The sequence below is a fragment of the Anabaena sp. PCC 7108 genome (assembly GCF_000332135.1).
GTDB lineage: Bacteria > Cyanobacteriota > Cyanobacteriia > Cyanobacteriales > Nostocaceae > Anabaena.
This window is the reverse complement of the sequence record NZ_KB235896.1, coordinates 4,643,134-4,662,705: the sequence shown is the minus strand read 5'-3', so window position 1 is coordinate 4,662,705 and position 19,572 is coordinate 4,643,134. Positions and strand designations below refer to the sequence as shown.

General features: G+C 39.1%; 19 protein-coding genes. 8 read left to right on the top strand and 11 right to left on the bottom strand.

What is annotated here, in order from left to right; translation table 11 throughout:
• Positions 1-30 precede the first annotated feature (30 nt).
• The 5 genes from ANA7108_RS0121790 (at position 31) to ANA7108_RS27790 (ending at position 4,839) form a co-directional block, all read left to right on the top strand.
• Positions 31-666 (top strand): TetR/AcrR family transcriptional regulator, encoded by a 636-nt coding sequence (locus ANA7108_RS0121790; RefSeq protein WP_016952951.1) that lies wholly within the window; start codon positions 31-33, stop codon positions 664-666.
• A 119-nt stretch (positions 667-785) separates the two neighbouring features.
• On the top strand, positions 786-2,357 hold the full coding sequence (locus ANA7108_RS0121785; RefSeq protein WP_016952950.1) for an HlyD family secretion protein: 1,572 nt from the start codon (positions 786-788) through the stop codon (positions 2,355-2,357).
• Positions 2,358-2,494: 137 nt separating this feature from the next.
• A complete protein-coding gene (locus tag ANA7108_RS0121780; protein WP_026104375.1) occupies positions 2,495-4,102 on the top strand; it encodes a DHA2 family efflux MFS transporter permease subunit in 1,608 nt (535 codons plus the stop codon).
• A 171-nt stretch (positions 4,103-4,273) separates the two neighbouring features.
• Positions 4,274-4,561, top strand: coding sequence for a hypothetical protein (locus ANA7108_RS0121775; protein WP_016952948.1), 288 nt, complete (start codon positions 4,274-4,276; stop codon positions 4,559-4,561).
• Positions 4,562-4,563: 2 nt separating this feature from the next.
• Entirely contained in the window at positions 4,564-4,839 is a 276-nt protein-coding gene (locus ANA7108_RS27790) for a hypothetical protein (RefSeq protein ID WP_016952947.1), read from the top strand.
• Positions 4,840-4,913: 74 nt separating this feature from the next.
• On the opposite strand, the gene ANA7108_RS0121760 is transcribed toward ANA7108_RS27790, so the two are convergent.
• The 8 genes from ANA7108_RS0121760 to ANA7108_RS0121720 all read right to left on the bottom strand — a co-directional run bounded on the left by ANA7108_RS0121760 (position 4,914) and on the right by ANA7108_RS0121720 (position 12,315).
• Positions 4,914-5,165, bottom strand: coding sequence for a hypothetical protein (locus tag ANA7108_RS0121760; RefSeq protein ID WP_016952945.1), 252 nt, complete (start codon positions 5,163-5,165; stop codon positions 4,914-4,916).
• A gap of 212 nt (positions 5,166-5,377) precedes the next feature.
• Positions 5,378-7,048, bottom strand: a complete 1,671-nt coding sequence (locus tag ANA7108_RS0121755; RefSeq protein WP_016952944.1) for a DNA methyltransferase — start codon at positions 7,046-7,048, stop codon at positions 5,378-5,380.
• Positions 7,049-7,092: 44 nt separating this feature from the next.
• Positions 7,093-7,566, bottom strand: a complete 474-nt coding sequence (locus ANA7108_RS0121750; RefSeq protein ID WP_016952943.1) for a DUF29 domain-containing protein — start codon at positions 7,564-7,566, stop codon at positions 7,093-7,095.
• 124 nt (positions 7,567-7,690) lie between these two features.
• Complete coding sequence (locus ANA7108_RS0121745; RefSeq protein ID WP_016952942.1) at positions 7,691-9,094, bottom strand: ferredoxin:protochlorophyllide reductase (ATP-dependent) subunit N; 1,404 nt, start codon at positions 9,092-9,094, stop codon at positions 7,691-7,693.
• Between the two features lie 102 nt (positions 9,095-9,196).
• On the bottom strand, positions 9,197-9,955 hold the full coding sequence (locus ANA7108_RS0121740) for a DUF5331 domain-containing protein (protein ID WP_016952941.1): 759 nt from the start codon (positions 9,953-9,955) through the stop codon (positions 9,197-9,199).
• A gap of 30 nt (positions 9,956-9,985) precedes the next feature.
• Positions 9,986-10,852, bottom strand: coding sequence for a ferredoxin:protochlorophyllide reductase (ATP-dependent) iron-sulfur ATP-binding protein (gene bchL / locus ANA7108_RS0121735; RefSeq protein ID WP_016952940.1), 867 nt, complete (start codon positions 10,850-10,852; stop codon positions 9,986-9,988).
• A 586-nt stretch (positions 10,853-11,438) separates the two neighbouring features.
• Positions 11,439-11,690, bottom strand: coding sequence for a TIGR02450 family Trp-rich protein (locus tag ANA7108_RS0121730; protein WP_016952939.1), 252 nt, complete (start codon positions 11,688-11,690; stop codon positions 11,439-11,441).
• Positions 11,691-11,946: 256 nt separating this feature from the next.
• Positions 11,947-12,315 carry a hypothetical protein gene (locus ANA7108_RS0121720; protein WP_016952938.1) on the bottom strand — a complete coding sequence of 123 codons (369 nt, stop codon included), beginning with the start codon at positions 12,313-12,315 and terminating at the stop codon, positions 11,947-11,949.
• 293 nt (positions 12,316-12,608) lie between these two features.
• On the opposite strand from ANA7108_RS0121720, the gene clpB reads away from it, so the two are divergent.
• Positions 12,609-15,227: an ATP-dependent chaperone ClpB gene (clpB, locus tag ANA7108_RS0121715; RefSeq protein ID WP_016952937.1), complete on the top strand. Its 2,619-nt coding sequence runs from the start codon at positions 12,609-12,611 to the stop codon at positions 15,225-15,227.
• A gap of 481 nt (positions 15,228-15,708) precedes the next feature.
• Positions 15,709-15,930 carry a Nif11-like leader peptide family natural product precursor gene (locus ANA7108_RS0121705; RefSeq protein ID WP_016952935.1) on the top strand — a complete coding sequence of 74 codons (222 nt, stop codon included), beginning with the start codon at positions 15,709-15,711 and terminating at the stop codon, positions 15,928-15,930.
• Between the two features lie 198 nt (positions 15,931-16,128).
• Here ANA7108_RS0121705 and ANA7108_RS0121700 read toward each other — a convergent pair whose 3' ends face one another.
• From ANA7108_RS0121700 to ANA7108_RS0121690, 3 genes are all read right to left on the bottom strand, one after another.
• Positions 16,129-16,806 carry a hypothetical protein gene (locus ANA7108_RS0121700; RefSeq protein WP_016952934.1) on the bottom strand — a complete coding sequence of 226 codons (678 nt, stop codon included), beginning with the start codon at positions 16,804-16,806 and terminating at the stop codon, positions 16,129-16,131.
• An 855-nt stretch (positions 16,807-17,661) separates the two neighbouring features.
• Complete coding sequence (locus tag ANA7108_RS0121695; RefSeq protein WP_016952933.1) at positions 17,662-18,237, bottom strand: DUF924 family protein; 576 nt, start codon at positions 18,235-18,237, stop codon at positions 17,662-17,664.
• A gap of 5 nt (positions 18,238-18,242) precedes the next feature.
• The gene (locus ANA7108_RS0121690) at positions 18,243-18,800 is read right to left on the bottom strand and encodes an SRPBCC family protein (RefSeq protein ID WP_016952932.1); all 558 of its coding nucleotides are present in this window, start codon (positions 18,798-18,800) and stop codon (positions 18,243-18,245) included.
• A 535-nt stretch (positions 18,801-19,335) separates the two neighbouring features.
• On the opposite strand from ANA7108_RS0121690, the gene ANA7108_RS0121685 reads away from it, so the two are divergent.
• Positions 19,336-19,530, top strand: coding sequence for a hypothetical protein (locus ANA7108_RS0121685; protein WP_016952931.1), 195 nt, complete (start codon positions 19,336-19,338; stop codon positions 19,528-19,530).
• Positions 19,531-19,572 lie beyond the last annotated feature (42 nt).

Sequence of the window (19,572 nt, the reverse complement as noted above, 5' to 3'; positions counted from 1 at the left end):
CTATGTAAGTACTAACTTACATTAAGGATAATGAGTCGAACGAGTCGAGGAACAGCCGCAACGCGAGATCGCCTATTGAAAGCCGCTATTGAAGTATTTTCTACGGAAGGCTACGTTGGGGCAACAACCCGTGAGATTGCTCGTCTGGCGGATGTCAGTGAAGTTACCTTATTCCGGCATTTTCAAAGCAAAGAGCAACTTTTAAGAGCAGTGGCTCAACACATTACAGCATTACTGACTGAGGTGCTTACCCACCAAGCGGAGTGGACTCATGACCTCTACAGGGATCTGCTGCATTATGCACAGCTTTACGATGAGATGCTGGAGGAGAATCAATCCCTCTTTCGGATGTTTATTGGGGAAGCTCAGAGGCATCCCACAGAAGCTGTTGAGGTTCTACAGCAATCATTTCTACCATTGCGTGAAAAGCTAATTGCCTATCTAGACACCTGTATTGAAAAAGGCAGCGTCCGTCCAGATGTTGATCTGCCTCTAGCCGTAGATCAGTTCACTGGCATACTTCTATCGGGAATGATTCGCCGCTATGTTTCCCTTGTTGAACGGGGTTATAGCCGAGAGCAATACATCGAAAGCTGTGTGGACTTATTTGTGCGAGGAATTGGGACAACATTGTCTATTCCTAGCCGCACTTTGTCTTCAATGTAAATAAATTTATTTGCAGTCTAGTCTTGCTCTAGAGGTGCTGTTCTAGAGAAATGGCTAGTTTGCCCCTTCGCTATTGAAATTCCTTTATCCCATTGCAATTGAATTAAGTTGAGACATATATGAAGCGACCCCCAATTCAAAACCATATCACCAAACCTGATGCGATTGATATTCATGCTCTCCACAAAATAAAACTGGAAGAATCAGAGTTTCAAAACCAGCAGAATGAGCAACAAAGAGGTTATGCAAATGAAAGTCAGAACGGACAACGGAATCACCATTCATCCAATGGTAACACCGCGAAAACATCCCAATTAACTTTGGGCGAATTAGAACAGGATAATCATCACCATAAAGATTCATCCCATAGTCAGGCAACAACTGATGAAATAGTCAAGGATGAAGTGAAGGAAGAACGGGGAAAACAGCAGACAGTCCGTAAAAAATACGGTCGAGGACTGTTGCTGGTGATTGGTGTAATTGCCCTTGCAGTTGGAGCAAATTTCGGGGTGCGGTGGTGGCAATTTCAAAATACCCATGTTTCCACCGAAAATGCTCAGATTAAAGGACACCTGTCTCCTCTTTCTGCCAAAATTCCAGCTACAGTACAGCAGATATTGGTCAAAGATGGCGATTACGTAAAAGCGGGTCAATCCTTGTTGATTCTGGAAGATCAAGATTTGAACCTGAAAGTGCAACAAGCAGAAGCAGCAATGGCTGAGGCTCAAGCCCAATTAAAAGAGGCTAAAGATACCGTAAGTATCACCAGCCAAACCAATCCTACCCAGGTGCAACAGGCTCAGTCAAATTTAGCCGCGAAAGCCTCGGCGGTGAGTGCAGCCCAAGCAAATATCAATCAAGCCTTAGCAAAGGTTGAAACCAACCAGGCAGGTGTTACTCAGGCACAAACAGCCGTGAACAGAACACAGGCTGATTTTCATCGCTATGAACAACTATATCGAGAAGGGGCAATTTCGGCGCAACAATTAGATACCGCTCGCGCAGCCTATGAGAATGCTCAAGCTGAATTGACAGCAGCAAAAAAGACGGTTACTCAATCTCAGGCAGAAGTGAAAAATGCTCAAGCTCAACAGCAAAGCGCACGAGCAGAAGTGGCAACGGCTCAAGGGCAAGTGGCTGAAAAGTCTGTATTTGGGCAGACTGTAACCGTACAGAAGGATCAGCAGGAGCAAGCTCTGGCGCAACTTAAACAGGCTCAAGCCACACTAGAACTGGCTCGGCAGCAGTTGAACTATACGGTGATGAAAGCACCTATTAGCGGATATGTGGGACAACTCACTGCTCAGGTAGGACAAAAAGTGCTAACTGGACAGCCTTTGTTATCAGTGGTATCACTGCAAACTAATGCTGTCTATGTGGATGCCAACTTTAAAGAGACAGCCTTGGGCAAGTTGCAAATTGGTGAGAAAGCCGAGGTGGAAGTTGATGCTTATCCGGGTGAAACCTTCCACGCCACCATCGCAGGTATCAGTCCGGCAACGGGAGCTAGTTTTGCCTTGATTCCACCTGATAACGCCACTGGCAACTACAACAAGGTTGTGCAATGGGTTCCTATTCGACTGGTATTTGATCCCAGCACCGACCCGCAACACAAGCTCAGACCGGGATTAAGCGTTAAGGTCACGGTGAATATAACCACCAGTGATCAAGTGGCATCAACGCCCAGATAATACTAATCCGGTTAAGCTGTTGTGCATTTAATTTGTATAAGTCTGGCGGGCAAGATGCCCACCCCACAAGATTTAACAATTTTAGGATGATCAAATTTAGGTGCTTAACAGCTTATTTATCTCTACGTAAATCCACAATGTCTACAAACCGTAATTCCTCATCACGATTAAAACAATCTCCCTACGATGCCGCCGGGTATGTGCAGGGATCACTCAAATGGGCGATCGCTCTGACGGCATCTTTAGGGGCGATTTTAGAGGTAATTGATACTAGCATTGTTAACGTTGCCTTGGTAGATATACAGACAACACTAGGCGCAACTATCACAGAAATTGGTTGGGTCGTGACTGGTTATGCGATCGCTAACGTGGTATTGATTCCTCTCTCCGCTTGGTTGGGTGACTTCTTCGGCAAGAAAACCTACTTTGTTTTTTCCATGATTGGTTTCACGGTGGCCTCGGTATTGTGTGGTCTATCCATCAACTTGCCGATGCTGGTGGCTGCCCGCATTCTTCAGGGCTTGTGTGGCGGTGGACTGTTGGCAAAAGCCCAAGCGATTCTGTTTGAAACCTTTCCGCCATCGGAACAGGGTGTAGCGCAATCGGTGTTTGGAGTTGGGGTGATTGCCGGGCCTGCCATCGGTCCAACCCTGGGCGGCTATTTAACTGATACATTAGGGTGGCGGTGGATTTTCTTTATTAATTTGCCCATTGGGATTGTAGCTGTGATTATGGCACTTGTGTTCCTCAGACCGGACTCCAAGAAACTCTCCCAAAGCCAGCAGAAAGTTGACTGGGCAGGGATTGCGCTGTTGTGTATTGCGGTAGGTAGTTTACAGGCATTTTTAGAGGAAGGGGAAAAGGAAGGCTGGTTTGAATCAGGTTTGATCACGACTCTGGCAATATCGGGTTTCTTTGGGCTAATTCTGTTTATTTGGCGAGAATTGAGTACGAAAGCGCCAGCGGTTGACCTGCGGGTACTCCGCCATAAATCTTTAGCAGCCGGCAGCCTGTACTCTGGAATTCTGGGAATGGGACTATACGGAGCTTTATTCGCTGTACCCTTGTTTGCTCAAGGAGTGCTACACTTTTCAGCAACACAAACGGGATGGTTACTTGCTCCGGGTGCTTTAGCGTCAGCCATCATGATGATTCTACTGGGTAAAATCTCCAGTAAGGTAGATGCTCGGATCTTAATTGGTTTAGGCGCGGTGGGAACTGCTACTGTGATGTTTGATCTGGCGAAGATCACTCCCCAAACTGGGACACAGGATTTATTTTGGCCTCTGATTTGGCGTGGGGCTACGACAGTTTTGATGTTCTTACCCCTGAGTTTAGCCTCTCTGGGTTCTCTTCCCAAAGAAGAGGTATCGGCAGGATCTGGCTTTTATAACCTGAGTCGTCAATTGGGCGGAAGTATCGGGATTGCGATTTTGACTACACTATTGAGTCAACGGCAGTCTTTTCACCGTGCAATTTTGTTAGCAAAACTGACACCTTATGACCTACAAACGAGTCAAAGACTGAATGACTTGACAGGACTGTTCCAGAATGGGGGTTCTGATGCTACAACTGCCCACCAACAAGCAATATCTTCACTTTCTCAATTGGTTAATACCCAAGCTGCGATTCTATCTTATGCAGACGTTTTCCGCTTTGTGGGGATTGTTTTTCTTGGTTCACTACCTTTATTGATTTTTCTGGGTAAGGGAAGAGTTGGAGTTAAAGCACCGTCTGTTCACTAAGTGACTTTTTTCTCATCACCTTTTTTAGTCTTTTTTTTATCTAAGTCCCGTTAATAACAGCGCTCTTTTTATCATTACAAATCGCACAATGACAAAATGAAACTTTTACCTATTATTGTAACTGTAAAATGTTAATGTACAAGTAACCTAGTTAAACCTAAGTTAAACACCATGACCAATATTAATATTTCTGTCCCTGAATCACTGAAAAATTTTATTGATCAACAAATTGTTGAGGGTGGTTATAATTCAGCAAGTGAATATTTACAACAGTTAATTATTCAAGAAGCACAGCGCAAAAGTAAAGGAAGTTTCGAGAAGTTGCTGATAAATCAGGAAGAATTTGAAACTACTTTAGATGAATTAGCTGATGATTTTGCAGCTTGTGTTGGGAAAAATGCACCTGTTTTCTCAGATTATGCTGTTAGTCGTGAAAGTATTTATGAGGATCATCCTTAACAGTGAAATATTTAGTAGATACGAATATTTTATTGCGCCTTGTGCAGCGTAATGATCCATTAAATACGGTGATTAGAAATGCAGTTAGAAAGCTGAAGAATGATGGGAATATAATGTTAACTACTCCCCAGAATTGTGCTGAGTTTTGGAATGTGGCTACAAGGCCAGCTACAAAAAACGGATTTGGTTTAACACCCAAAGATGCAGATAGACAGTTAAGATTAATTGAGCGGATTTTTCCCTTATTATCTGATGTACCTACAGTTTACCCAGATTAATTAGTTCTAGGATTTTTTTAAATACTTTTTTATCTTCCTTTCCCCACTCACCTAATTGTTCAAAAGCTTCTGGTTCAAATGCTACTTTTTTCATATTCATCTAAATCAACATAAATTAAGTTACCTTTGTCTACATTTTCTATAGCTTTGAGTAGATGTTTTTTGTTAACTTCTGATTTGAGAAGATAGGTAGTTTCATCTTCTTCACTAGGTGATTCAACTAGGATAATAACTTCTACAACTGTTCCTGCTGGTAGTTCAGTGGTAGATAGTTCAATTTTGCCATCTTTACCGACAATAGCCTTTTGTTTAATTCCACTGAGCATAATTTTTAATTACTCTGATAAAGTCAGATGTGGTGATTTTATTATAACTCTATGATGCTTTTAATCAAAATACATTCAGTCAGCTTCGCTATTACTTTTTTTGTCCTTTGCGGTATTTATCCAACACGCCACACAAACGTTAAAAACATTTCACTATGTTGTAAGTAGAGAAAATTAGATTGTAGTTTAAGTTATTTGTAGGTATTAGTATACTAAAACAATTCCCCCTGTTCGCCTATATCCTGATTTTCCCTTTGCGCTTTCTTAAATGTCAATTCTCCCTGTTTCATATCAAAAAATTCTGGTCGCTTCTGTCCTGTTAATAATTCTTCAATAGTTAAAATTTGTACTTTCGCGTAATTTCTCCCATTTCCGGCTTTATAAAAACCGGAAGATGCTGCTTCTTTAAGCATTGGTTGAGTGGCAGGAGTGAGAGTAACAAATAAACCAATATCAGATTTATTTGTCTCCATTGTTCCGCGCAAATCTCTAATCATAGATGCGTTGATATTTTTACCTCCTTTAACACTCACAATAATTTTTTTAACGGCTGTTTTATTTGATTTTTTAATATCTATGACATCTTCAAAAAATATTAATCCATCAATACCACCATCTGCACCTTTCTTTTTATCTTTGTAAGGCTGTGCATTAACAAGAGAACAAGCCCACCATTGAAATTGATAGGGATCTCTTGCAAATAAATCTTCGGCTGCTTCTAAATCTTTAGGTGTACCTTCTACCTCAAATTTAATCCCCGGAACTAATTTTTGATTTTTATTTTCATCTTCAATAAATTTGTTAGGAAAAGCATCTCTTAATCGTTTTTCGATTAAAGCAATTGCTAAATGAGTAATATCAATACCAATCCAATTTCTCTCTAAATTTTCCGCAGCGTGTATTGCTGTCCCACATCCACAAAAGGGATCAAGAATAATATCATCTTTGTTACTACTAATTTTAATAATACGCTCAAGTAATGATTGTGGTTTTTGTGTAGGATATCCTAAAGCTTCTTTAGCTTGAGAGTTTATTGGTGGTATGTCATCCCAAATATCAGGAATTACTTTACCTTCAACTTCATCTAAATAACGTTTATAGCGTGGTGTTTTACCTGTTGGTGGTATAGCTATACGTTCTTCATTCAACCACTCTTGAGCGCGAGATTCAGGCATTCTCCAACCGTTACCAGGAGGATCGCAATCTAAAAGTTTATAAAAATAACCTCTACTAGTTTTTGTATTTGTTAAATCACCAAATTGAAATCTTCTACCGTCGCTATCAATATTACAGTAATATTGCTTGATATATTCATCTGTATAAGGTAATTTTAGAGGATTCCATGTAAATTGATTAGATTTTACATAGTAGAAAATGATATCTGTAACTCTGGCATACTTTTTAGCATCACTATGACTGCTAGTTCGTTTCCAAGTAATTTGGTTACGATAATTTCTCACATCAAATATCAAATCTAAAATCATCTTTAAATAATGACTAGCGGTAGAATCACAATGTAAATATAAACTACCTGTATATTTGAGAACTCGATATAATTCTATTAATCTAATTGTCATCATTACCAAATAAGCTGATAATGAATTCTTACCTAAAGTCCTCACTAATAAATCTAATAATTGATATAATTCACCTTTTTTATCTTTAATCTCATCTAAAAATCTTTCTGATTCAATTCCCCAAGTCCAAGTATCTTCAAAAGCTGTAATTTGAGCCTCTGAATTTTCACCAGTAGTATTTTTAAAGAGAATATTATAATTAGCTTTAGAGTTAAAAGGCGGATCAAGATAAATTAAATCAATATATTCATCAGGAATATTCTTTCTAAGAACTTGTAAGTTATCACCGTAGTAAAGACGTTTCATGAATATTGAACTGGCTTATTTATCAAAAATTGTAACCATTAAGATTATAACATATCTCCATAAAAATCATCATCTAATAACTGCTCTAAAGTAAAAGGAAAATCAAGAGGATATTCTGCTTCATCTGGTTTTCTCACTCCCAACTTAGCATTTTTACTTTCTTTAATTGCCAGTTTTCTAGCATCAGCATAAGCTATAAAAATTACCTCATGAAGGTAATTCTTAAAAGAAGGATTTTCTTGTAAATCTTTTTTAATTCTAAAGCGATGTTCAGTAATAGAACTGTACCAACTTCCTTTCATCATTTCGGGTGCATCAGCTTGAACAGTTAACTTGAGTAAGTGAGCAATTAAAATTGTTAAGTTACTCAAGAAAGACCGTTTTTCCGATTTCCCCATATCTTCTAATTCTAATAATAAATGTTCCCAATCAACATCATTAAAATGCTTTTCTTTGATTTGTGTAATGATAGTTTCTCGCCAAAGATTAAAATCTTGTTCATATAGTTGATGGTTCATATAGCTATGTCCACTCAATCAAAAGCATAATTTACCAATTATAACATTCCTCCTCTCTCTGAGCCTCTGCGTGCAAAAAAAAAGGACGAACCCGAAAGTCCGCCCTTAAAATTACCAAGAAAATCTAAATCTTCGCTTCTTCCCTAACCAACTTATCCCAACCCAAATCCTTCAAATTATTATTTCTTCTTAAAGGACGAGTTACCAACTCCAAAACATCACGCGCATTACCAAAACCGTGAATTTGAGCAAAGGTAAACTCCACAGACCACTTAGTATTAATACCTCGTGCTTCCAAAGGATTAGCATGAGCCATACCAGTAATTACCAAATCAGGTTTCAACTCATAAATCCGTTGCAGTTGATTGTAATTATCAGGCTTTTCAACAATCGTTGGTAAAGGTGAATTCATTTCCTGACAAGTTTTTTCTAACAAAGCCAACTCAGCAGCTTGATAGCGTTTATCCATGTAAGGAATCCCGATTTCCTGAACAGTCATTCCACAGCGAATCAAAAACCGCGCCATAGAAATTTCCAACAGGTTATCACCCATCAAAAACACCGATTTACCGCGAATTAATTTCACATAATCTTCCACACCAGCCCAAATTTGTGCTTCCCGTTCATCTAAACCTTGGGGTGTAATTCCAAACACAGAACAGATTTTTTCAATCCAAGCGCGAGTACCGTCGGGACCAATGGGGAATGGTGCGCCTATGAGTTTACACTTACGGCGACGCATTAAAGTTGTAGCAGTGCGGCTGAGGAAAGGATTCACACCCGCGACATAATACCCTTCTTCAATCACAGGTAATTCTGTAAAGCGTTTTGCGGGTAGCCAACCAGAAACCTTGATACCTTGCTTTTTCAATTCCAAGGTTAACTGTGTCACTACAGGGTCAGGTAAAGAACCAAACAGCACCAAAGGTGGATGATCTACATACTCAGATTCATCTTGGGCGATGTCTTCTTTTTTCTTCCCAAAATTCATCAGCTTCTGAATGGCGTTACGCTCGCCTTTTTCAGTTTCTGATACAGGAGACTTTTCAGGACAACGATGAGCCATAGCGGCTAATACAGTGTCTTCTCCTTGGGTGAATGCGTAGTCGAGGCCGTTGGCACGAGCGACAACAATAGGAATACCCAAATCAGCTTCTAACTTAGGTGCTAAACCTTCCAAATCGGTTTTAATAATTTCGGTGGTGCAAGTACCAATCCAGACAATTACACTAGGATTGCGATCGCGCTTGATTTGCTCACACAACCGTTTTAATTCTTCATAATCATTCAACTGTGCGGAAATATCCCCTTCTTCCAACTCTGCCATCGCATAGCGGGGTTCAGCAAAAATCATCACTCCCATAGCATTTTGCAAGAAGTAACCGCAGGTTTTTGTGCCAATTACCAAAAAGAAGCTATCTTCAATTTTTTGATATAACCAAGCAACGCAGCTAATCGGGCAAAAAGTGTGATAATTTCCGGTTTCACATTCAAAATTTAAAGCTTCTGGCTGTTGTGCGACAGTCATATTAATTTTCTCCCCTGAATTTTTGAGGCTGACAAGGCAGTAAACAGTTATCAGTTACTGACCTGTGTGCTGATAACTGTTGCCTGTTACCTGTTTACTGATTTAAGAATTTGGGAAGAGACGAGCCATTTCTGAGTCATCAAAAACCTCAGATGGTAGTTCTTCTCCCAGCAGATCGTTATTTCCTAGGGACGTTTCATCACCCCAAACATCGGATAACACGTCTCTAAAAGCACTCTCATCAGGTGAATTTAGATCATCGTTGTCTTCGATGGAAATCATGGGATCGAAGGAAATATCACCGAACTCATCCCCTACTTCTAAACTGGATGTTTCTTCGGACTCAGCCGAGAACTTATTGATAGATAAAGGAATTTCCTCTAAGCCATCTTCATTTTCTAGTGACTCACCTTCTACCCAAGCTGTTTCAGTATCATCTATGATAGTGAACCCGTGAGTAACATCCACCTCTTCAAAACCATTGAGATCATTATTTACCAATGGTTCATCTTCATCTGTCTCTTCAGCAACTACCGCTGACCCATTTGAGTAACTCGGTGGTTCTATTGCGGGGCTGAAGCGATTACCAAGCAGGATATCTGGGTCAAAATTCAAATCCAGCACTTCAATCAGAGTGTCAGCGTCTGGATTTAGCCTAGCAAAAGGAAGCATTAACTGGGCTAGTTTGGGTTCGAGAGCATTTACTACTCCCAGGATCAGATAAGAAGATGGTCGCTTTCCTCCATCGGGGGTGTAAACCGATTCCACTGTCATTTGCAGGGTAATCCAGTCTCGATTAACTTGAAAGAATTGTAACCACTTTTGTTTGAGCGTATCCGTAAAATTATCAAAGAAAGCCATATACTCCTCCATCCTGAGAGGTAAAATGTTTTATACAATCATCAAGTCTAATTCCTCTTCTGCATTAGTGGCTTGTGGTTTACTCGGATTTAAATAAAAATCTGACAACAAAGAGAAAAGTTCTCTGTCTGGAGCATCATTAGGAACCACGCCTTCAGGTCGTGCCAAGATTTGGTCGGCTATGCTCAGGTAATAGTCGCAAACGTAGTTCAGTGAAGGATCTGACTCTGCCATTTCAAACAAGGTTTTACCTTTAACGCGGGAAACACGGATATCTTCAATTAGAGGTAATACTTCCAAAACTGGCATTGGTACTGCTTCGATATATTTTTCAATCAAGTCGCGCTTGACAGTTCGATTACCAATTAATCCAGCTAAACGTAGTGGGTGAGTCCGTGCTTTCTCGCGGACTGAAGCGGCAATTCGGTTGGCAGCAAATAAAGCATCAAAGCCATTATCAGTCACAATCAGGCAGTAGTCTGCATAGTTCAGAGGTGCTGCAAAACCGCCACAGACAACGTCACCGAGAACGTCAAATAAAATTACATCATACTCATCAAAAGCATTTAATTCTTTGAGTAGTTTGACAGTTTCGCCAACTACATATCCTCCACAACCTGCTCCAGCAGGTGGTCCACCTGCCTCTACGCAATCAACCCCACCATAGCCTTTGTAAATTACATCTTCAGGCCAGACATCTTCGTAGTGATAGTCCTTTTCTTGCAGGGTGTCGATAATGGTGGGAATCAAAAACCCGGTTAATGTGAAGGTGCTGTCATGTTTTGGATCACAGCCAATTTGCAGCACTTTTTTACCGCGTTTAGCTAAAGCCACTGAGATGTTGCAGCTAGTTGTAGATTTGCCGATTCCACCTTTTCCGTAAACTGCTAGTTTCACTTTTGTTTGCCTCTGATAGTTTCTTTTCAAACTCGTGGCTCAAACATTGGCGCTTCACCTAGCTTGGTTCGGCAATGTGTGAGGTCTGTGAATGTCATTATTCTGCAAATTAACTAGAAAGGAAAGGGTTTGATAATCTTTAATTTGGCTTAAATCAGAGTATTAAAGATTTATTTAGATTTATTGAGATTATTTTTTAGATATTTAAGCTATAAACATCATTTTTTACTTTTAAATAATTCTTTTAAACCTATTTTTATAAAAATAGTTACAAAATAAAAAAATCTATTGTGGGGTTTTAAGAATGGTTTACCTACTTGATTAGCCAGCAAATATGCACTTTGTAAATCACAACAGAAGTCTTGTCAGTCCCATGATGGTCATAGCAATCTCACTTTGGCTGGACGATATTTTGATAATTCTGGATAAGGTTCTCAAGACAATCTGATTGAGATTGATGAGCAATGCCTATAGCTGGCTATGTCTATATCCTTTTACTTGTAAATAATTATTAAAGTTGAAAATATCTATCCTTTAATCAACTTAAATCATGACAATACTAAATTTTTTGTATAAAAATTAATTTTTATTTATTTTCATCAATAGCTCTGATTTCTAGCAATGTTTGCCAGCCAGCGTGCCACTGAGAATTATCTTGTAATAATTTAGCATTGAGCCAAAAGCGAACTTGAGGGTCACAAGCAGCAACCATTTCCGCATATACCCATTTACCCTGATTTTTCCGATTAACAACTTGAAAATGTCGCCAACCATCAACTTTTTGCTGTGCTGTCCACTTAGAACCAAGTAAATAGGGAAATTTCTGTTTTTTAGGCACTTTTCAGTTCCTGAAAATATTTATTAATAAAAAAGACATAAACCACGTCTACTTTGAAATCCTTAGTTTTTTCAGAATTGGGTTTTATTCCCAAATCTTATACTCTTCCCTGTTCCCTGTTCCCTGTTCCCTGTTCCCTTTTGAAAAACTCCAGTTCTCAACTTGGATGAGGTTTAAAAATGATTTTGGCGTTGTTGAGTGATGGAATAAGGACATCGGATCGGTTTTCATCCATGAAATCAACAGCATCAAGAGTTCAAAACCGGTCTCCATTACGGTTGAAGGTTTGACAATCTAACACTCCATCTTGCTGGATACATAGAGAAAACCATTGGATATGACTCCAACAACCACTGATATTATTGGTGATTTTGCGCTTTTTCTTGGATAGACGTTGACGGACAGTTTCATTGGGACAAAGTATTTCTAAAGTACCTGTACCATCTTCATCAACAATGCGAAAAAGACAGTCTTGTAACATAGCACGGGTACTGCTATCGAAAAAGCGCTTAAACCGCTGTAGCTTTTCGCCTTCAGTCATTTTGCTAACGGGATTCATGATTGTAAATAAATCCTCGTTTTCTATGTCGAAGTCATCTTCCTCAAAGTCGTAAGAGTCAATCATCTTCAGTATTCACTGTCTTTCAAAAAACTGTACCGAGTTGGGAGTAAAGTACTTAAGAAAATTTTGTTTCTTTCATTCTATAGTAGGGGGCTGCGCCATCTGTGTGGTTATTCTGAACAAACATAGGTGATAAGTGGGAGACAGAAGCAAAGAGGTAAAATTTTCCTCAATCAACCTCAGTTTGTTGATAACACTACTTTATCAGGATGTGAAGACCGATCCTGGTAAGGGCTTTGGTGTTTTTACAATGACGATATTAGAGACTGCGGTGAAGTAGTTTATCAAAAAAGCCTATGCAACCTACTAATCCTAACCAATTTACAGAAAAAGCCTGGGAAGCGATCGCTCAAACCCCTGATGTTGTTAAGCAATACCAGCAACAGCAGCTAGAAAGTGAACACCTGATGAAAGCGCTGCTAGAACAAGATGGACTAACTACCCCGATTTTAACTAAAGCCGGTGTCAATCTGCAAAAACTGCGCGATCGCACCGACCAATTTATTCTGCGTCAACCTAAAGTATCAGGTAGCAGCGCTTCTGTTTACTTAGGGAAAAGCTTAGATACACTGTTAGACAGGGCTGATGCATATCGTAAAGAATTTAAAGACGAGTATATTTCTGTTGAACACTTATTGCTAAGTTACGCCAAAGATGACCGCTTTGGTAAAAGTCTATTCCAAGAATTTGGTTTAGATGAAAGCAAATTAAAGAATATCATTAAACAAATTCGGGGGAGCCAAAAAGTGACAGATCAAAGTCCAGAAGGGAAATATCAATCACTAGAAAAATATGGGCGTGACTTAACAGATGCTGCACGCAAAGGTCAATTAGATCCAGTAATTGGCCGTGATGATGAAATTCGCCGTACCATCCAAATTCTCTCCCGTCGGACTAAAAATAATCCAGTTTTAATTGGTGAACCAGGAGTTGGTAAAACAGCCATTGCCGAAGGTTTAGCACAGCGGATAGTAGCTGGTGATGTTCCCCAATCTCTTAAAGATAGAACATTAATTAGTTTAGATATGGGGGCTTTAATTGCTGGGGCAAAATTCCGAGGTGAATTTGAAGAACGCCTGAAAGCAGTATTAAAAGAAGTTACCGATTCTGGTGGAAATATAGTTTTATTTATCGACGAAATTCATACCGTTGTCGGTGCAGGTGCAACCCAAGGTGCTATGGATGCGGGGAACTTGTTAAAACCAATGTTAGCGCGGGGAGAATTGCGTTGTATTGGGGCGACAACTTTGGATGAATATCGTAAACATATTGAAAAAGATGCGGCTTTAGAAAGACGCTTCCAACAAGTTTATGTAGATCAACCAAGTGTAGAAGATACGGTTTCGATTCTGCGGGGTTTGAGAGAACGCTATGAAAACCACCACGGGGTAAAGATTTCTGATAGTGCGTTGGTTGCAGCTGCCACATTATCGAGTCGTTATATTAGCGATCGCTTTTTACCAGATAAAGCCATCGATTTAGTAGACGAAGCCGCAGCTAGGCTGAAAATGGAGATTACCTCCAAACCCGAAGAACTTGACGAAATCGACCGCAAGATTTTACAACTGGAAATGGAAAAACTTTCCTTGCAAAAAGAAAGTGATGCCGCTTCCAGAGAACGCCTAGAAAGACTAGAAAAAGAAATTGCTGACTTCAAAGAAGAACAAAGAACTTTGAGTACACAATGGCAATCGGAAAAAAGCATTATTGACAAAATTCAATCTGTGAAAAAAGAGATTGAAAAAGTTAATCTCGAAATTCAGCAAGCAAAAAGAGAGTATGACCTTAACCGCGCTGCTAAGTTGGAATATGGCGATTTAACCGATTTGCATCGCAAATTAGAAGATGCAGAAACCGAACTAGCCAACACCCAAGGAACTGGTAAATCTTTGCTGCGAGAAGAAGTTACCGAATCTGATATTGCCGAAATTATTTCTAAGTGGACAGGAATTCCCATCAGCAAATTAGTAGAATCGGAAAAAGAAAAACTGTTGCAATTAGAAGATGAACTCCACCACCGTGTCATTGGCCAATCTGAAGCAGTAACAGCCGTAGCAGATGCAATTCAACGTTCTCGCGCTGGACTTTCTGATCCTAATCGTCCCATTGCTAGTTTTATTTTCCTTGGTCCTACCGGTGTCGGTAAAACTGAATTAGCCAAAGCCCTGGCTGCATATATGTTCGACACGGAAGAGGCTTTGGTGCGGATTGATATGTCAGAATATATGGAGAAACACACCGTTTCCCGGCTGATTGGTGCGCCTCCCGGATATGTGGGTTATGAAGAAGGGGGACAATTAACAGAAGCTATTCGCCGTCGTCCTTACGCTGTTATTCTTTTCGATGAAATCGAGAAAGCCCACCCCGATGTATTTAATGTCTTTCTGCAAATTCTGGATGATGGTCGCGTCACCGATGCCCAAGGGCGGACAGTAGACTTTAAGAATTGTATCATTATCATGACGAGTAACATCGGTTCTCAGTATATTCTCGATGTGTCTGGTGATGATTCCCGTTATGATGAAATGCGTCATCGAGTCATGGAAGCAATGCGAAGTAGCTTCCGTCCTGAGTTCTTAAACCGAGTTGATGAATTTATTATCTTCCACAGTTTGCAAAAATTGGAATTACGGCAAATTGTCCAATTGCAAGTAGAAAGACTCAGAGAAAGATTAATCGACAGAAAAATGTCCCTGCGACTCTCAGGTGCAGCACTTGACTTTTTAGCAGAAGTAGGGTATGATCCGGTTTTCGGAGCTAGACCTCTGAAACGGGCAATTCAGCGAGAGTTAGAAACGCAAATTGCCAAAGCTATCTTACGCGGTGAATTCCACGACGGCGATACAATTTTTGTTGATGTTCAAAATGAACGTCTTTGTTTTAGTCGCTTACCAGTTGAGGTTTTTACTAGTTAAATAAATCAAAAAATCAAATTTATCAACCCGGTTGCTTTCAGCCATCGGGTTTGTTAGAATTTTTGACGAATTAAATTTACCAAAAATTACTACCAACCAATTTTTGACTAATTCAGAGGGAACAGGAAGCAACTCTTAACAGAAAAAACTCATGTTTAAAAACATGAGATTGAAATAATGACACTGTTTTTTTCGTGTCACTCTCCTTGTAAAAACATCCTTTTTTTTGACTGAGATTTAAACTCTTAAACTTTAGTTTTTTATTTGTTCCCTGTTCCCTGTTCCCTGTTCCCTGTTCCCTGTTCCCTGTTCCCTGTTCCCTGTTCCCTGTTCCCTGTTCCCTTTTTTTGTAAGGTAACAAAGTCTGAAATTGTCTCGTAGTTAGGGATTTAGCCCGAATTTCAGGTCTTTAGACCTGACTACAAACCTTTAATTATTTACGTTACTCTACTTATTAATAAAATTGTAAATATCTGAAAATATGTCCTTAGAACAAGTTGAAAGCTTTTTTGAGATGTTGAGTTCAGAACCAGAAATTTATAGGCAATACTATAATAATTGCTGTCGGCAAGGATTTTTTAGTAGTTGTCATTGGGATACCAAAAAAATTGTCAATTTTGCTATAACTCTGGGCTACAGGTTTACTGAAAGTGAATTAGAGGAATTATTATTTGTAAGTCAGCCTATCCATATATCCAAATAAATATTAACAATCTGCGTGTCTTTAGACCACAGATTGTCAAGAATGAATATTTAATTTCTGGAGATGTCTAAGGTTGATTAATATGTAAAAAATAAGCTTTGATACCATCAGACATCTTCCACAATTGTTTCTGTATTTTCATTAGGTGTCTTAGGTTTTATATTTGGGTATTTTTGCGATCGCTACATTCAAGCTATACTATGCTTTTACGATTACTTTTTGTTGCTGTTTGCGCTTGATCATTGAACCTGCACTCATAGCACCAAAAGCTAAAAGACCTAGTACAGAAGTGGATTCAGGAACAGATGCAAGTTCAACTTCAACAGATTGTACTAAATAGTCATCATTGCCGTCGTTAACAGTAAATCCAAACATATTGCCTGTTGGAGAAGGGGTAAAAGTGAACTTACTAACGTCCACATCAAATAAACTACCACCAGGAATATCAGCAGCAATAAATTGATTTCCATCAACTAACAGTTTAAAGTCGTCGTTATAGCCAACACGACTAAAGGTAGCAGAAATCAGTTTAACTGTTTTGGTAAAAGTCAAGTTGAGAGTTTCCCCAAGGGCAATACCCCCATCAATTTGATTCTCCCCAGTTATTAAACTACCGAATACGCTGTTATATGTGGTTACTCCTAACCCGAATTGACTTTGGTACACACTTCTAGATGCACCACTGCTTTGAGTTCCTGTTGCTACTAGTGAAATACCATCTTCAGTGTAGCTAAAACTTGAATTTATTTGAGCTTCGGGAATTGTGTTTCCTAGGTAAAAGTTGGTAGCTGAGGCTTGTGCATTGGTAGCGATTACTGCTATTACAGAGGTTGCCGCCAGTACCGAAATTTTTTTAAGCACGCTTAAGTTTGTCATTTAACTTGATCACTTTAAATCAATAGTTGAACTTACGTTGACAATCTGGTAATTTTTTGTTTCCAGTATTTTTACTTAAAAACTTTCTCATATACTTAACAGTATAGTCAACTATTGACAGCAATCTTCATAGAAAAAATATAATTAAATATATTTACTTAAATCTTTTTTCTGGCGATAAGTCAGTAGAAAGACTGGTCTTCAGTGACTTTTGCCCCCTCAAATAAAAAGTTGTTGCAAAAGTTTATTAAATTTTTGATGAATTTTTGATGAATTTTTGAAAATCAGTGATGACCTCTAAGTAGAAGTTGCTGATAGCGTGGCGTTAGCCATATAAATCTGAAAACTTTACAGGTAAAGAGTTTTAGCCTGTTAGAAGTTAAAAAGTGCCAGCTTTTATGAAGTGGTAACTGAAAAACCTTGCATTTATAGCAACGGACAAGGCGGTTAGGACATCTACTAATGCTACAACTTAGACACCAAGAGACTTTTAGCACTGTCACCTGTCACCTGTTAAGAGTCACCTGCTATAATTCCTACTCAAAGGAAAAATCGTTCCCATTTAACTCTTCAGGACTTACGCAACTGGCACATTGGTAGGGTGCGTCAGATATCAACAATCTGTTTATTTGCAGGATTTATGCAGTCTGACGCACCCCAATACTGCTCGGTTAACGAAATAAATAAGGCTGAAACCCTTGAAATATCGTTATTTGTAATGCCCAAAAAAGGCTTAACCGAGTAGTATTGTGACGCACCCTACAACAGATTTTTAGAGTGACACTTGCGTAAGTCCTACTCTTGATATCATGTCCGAAAACTCTAATTAAAGAAATTTCGTATCCCAATTGCACCCTAAAATGAACCACCTTCTTGCTGTAAAAACTCTTGTTCTTCTGGGGTAGAAATACGTCCTAAAATTTGGTTACGATGAGGAAAGCGCCCAAAACGTGAAATTACCTTCATATGTTCAAAAGCATACTCAATCGCACTCAGACTTTCGGAATCACGACTAAGTTGCTGAAATAACTTCACACATTGACGCTGATGAGATAAGTTTTCACTATGTTCAAAGGGTAAATAAATAAACCAGCGTTGTACAGGCAATAATTCGCGGTCATAACCTTGTGCAATAGCGTGTTGTGCTGCTGAAAGTGCGTCCCAGTCAGTTGCAAAGGCTTCTGGAGTATCACGAAAAATATTTCGGGGGAATTGATCTAGGAGTAAAATCAAAGCTAGACAGGTTTCAGGTGTATTAATCCAATCATCTAAGTATCCTGTCGCTGCTTTTTGGTAATCTTCCATAAACCGGGTGCGGATTTCCTCATCAATATCTGGTTGTTTGCTAAACCAAAATTTCTGAGGTTTACCGTAATCTGGTTCATCAGGATGACCAAACCAAAATTCCAAAATAGTTTTTGCCTTTGACATTGCTGTTATTGACTATTACAAAGCACTTGTCGCATTTTACGCATATTTGTAGGTAATTCCAAACTCATTGCCTGTTGAATAAAAATTGAAGGGATGGGAATATTCGGTGTGGCTTGGACTGAATAAGCGAGTAAAGTGCCGTTACCCAAATCTTTCAGGTCTAAATTGGCATGAAAGTCCTGAAAAGTTCCCTTTTCCATCTTAAATTGAATTTGTTGCCCCAGCACTTCGACAACGTTCAGGTAGATTTCCACTTGCGCTGTGAAAAACAAAAAAGCTTTTTGTGCTGTTTGATACAGAAATTTCACATCTCCTTTGGAAACAATTTCACTTTTGGTAATATCAGGAAAATAGTGTATCCAACGTGGATAATCAGTGAGTTGCTGCCAGACATGGGATCTGACTATGGGTAAGTACATGGTCGCAGTAACAGCACCACCACAGGTAGTGTGCGATCGCGTTTGTAGCAAAATTTCACCCTGGATTAGTGAGTTTTGTTTATTTTGACTCCAAAGCATATTAGAACCTTTAATGGTTAAGTTTGAGATATCAAACGCAGACATATTGACTTTAGTTACTCATCAACAAACTGTGTTTTGATCAAGTTCACTGCTCTTAATTCTAATTACAGTTCAATTTAGAGATTTTCTGGACATGATCTAAAATTTAAGTTTATTCTGATCAAGAATTATGGACAAAACGTATTTAACATAAAAAAAGTTTTCTTGATACTACGTAATCATTTTGGTAAAAACACTCTTGGAAATGAAAAATAGGGTAAATAACAGCTAGAATGACTAGCAAGTGGCAATCATTAGGACTGAGGTGGCGACACAGTGAGTTTTTTTGTCAGCCATCATTCAGATTTAATATCATACAGCAAGAAACAGGTAACAGGGTTGAAACTTGATTTTTATAGCAATGGACAGGGTGATGAGGACATCAATTCATGATCAAACTCAGGCTAAAAAAGGGTTTTACTCCTAAATTCTGAATTCTGACTCCTGTTATGTAAGGCTTTGTTCTCAAAATTTGTACCTCCTGGGGACTGAAATCTGCTGTATCTACATTTATAGTTTGATTTGAGAGGAAAATAGGGTGAATCAATCTTTCATCAATCGCAAATTAACCCAAATATTTGGCATTCTTTTAGGTATGGGAATAGCTATTTGGATACTTAGGGGCTTTGGTATCCTGACATTTATTCCCGGTGGCGTAATTTGGCTATTATTGTTGGGAGCGATCGCAGTAGGGATTTTCAGTTACCTGCAAAGGATGTGGTGGCGTTTTTAATATCTGTCAGCAGATATAAGCATAGATGTTGACTTAAATATA

Bases quoted from the DNA above. Each gene is read 5' to 3' on its own strand.
- ANA7108_RS0121755 (WP_016952944.1), bottom strand. From the start codon at position 7,048: ATGAAACGTCTTTACTACGGTGATAACTTACAAGTTCTTAGAAAGAAT.
- ANA7108_RS0121780 (WP_026104375.1), top strand. From the start codon at position 2,495: ATGTCTACAAACCGTAATTCCTCATCACGATTAAAACAATCTCCCTAC.
- ANA7108_RS0121745 (WP_016952942.1), bottom strand. From the start codon at position 9,094: ATGACTGTCGCACAACAGCCAGAAGCTTTAAATTTTGAATGTGAAACC.
- ANA7108_RS0121775 (WP_016952948.1), top strand. From the start codon at position 4,274: ATGACCAATATTAATATTTCTGTCCCTGAATCACTGAAAAATTTTATT.
- ANA7108_RS0121750 (WP_016952943.1), bottom strand. From the start codon at position 7,566: ATGAACCATCAACTATATGAACAAGATTTTAATCTTTGGCGAGAAACT.
- ANA7108_RS0121785 (WP_016952950.1), top strand. From the start codon at position 786: ATGAAGCGACCCCCAATTCAAAACCATATCACCAAACCTGATGCGATT.
- ANA7108_RS0121705 (WP_016952935.1), top strand. From the start codon at position 15,709: ATGTCCTTAGAACAAGTTGAAAGCTTTTTTGAGATGTTGAGTTCAGAA.
- ANA7108_RS0121695 (WP_016952933.1), bottom strand. From the start codon at position 18,237: ATGTCAAAGGCAAAAACTATTTTGGAATTTTGGTTTGGTCATCCTGAT.
- ANA7108_RS0121740 (WP_016952941.1), bottom strand. From the start codon at position 9,955: ATGGCTTTCTTTGATAATTTTACGGATACGCTCAAACAAAAGTGGTTA.
- ANA7108_RS0121720 (WP_016952938.1), bottom strand. From the start codon at position 12,315: ATGATTGACTCTTACGACTTTGAGGAAGATGACTTCGACATAGAAAAC.
- clpB (WP_016952937.1), top strand. From the start codon at position 12,609: ATGCAACCTACTAATCCTAACCAATTTACAGAAAAAGCCTGGGAAGCG.
- ANA7108_RS0121760 (WP_016952945.1), bottom strand. From the start codon at position 5,165: ATGCTCAGTGGAATTAAACAAAAGGCTATTGTCGGTAAAGATGGCAAA.
- ANA7108_RS0121790 (WP_016952951.1), top strand. From the start codon at position 31: ATGAGTCGAACGAGTCGAGGAACAGCCGCAACGCGAGATCGCCTATTG.
- ANA7108_RS0121690 (WP_016952932.1), bottom strand. From the start codon at position 18,800: ATGTCTGCGTTTGATATCTCAAACTTAACCATTAAAGGTTCTAATATG.
- ANA7108_RS0121700 (WP_016952934.1), bottom strand. From the start codon at position 16,806: ATGACAAACTTAAGCGTGCTTAAAAAAATTTCGGTACTGGCGGCAACC.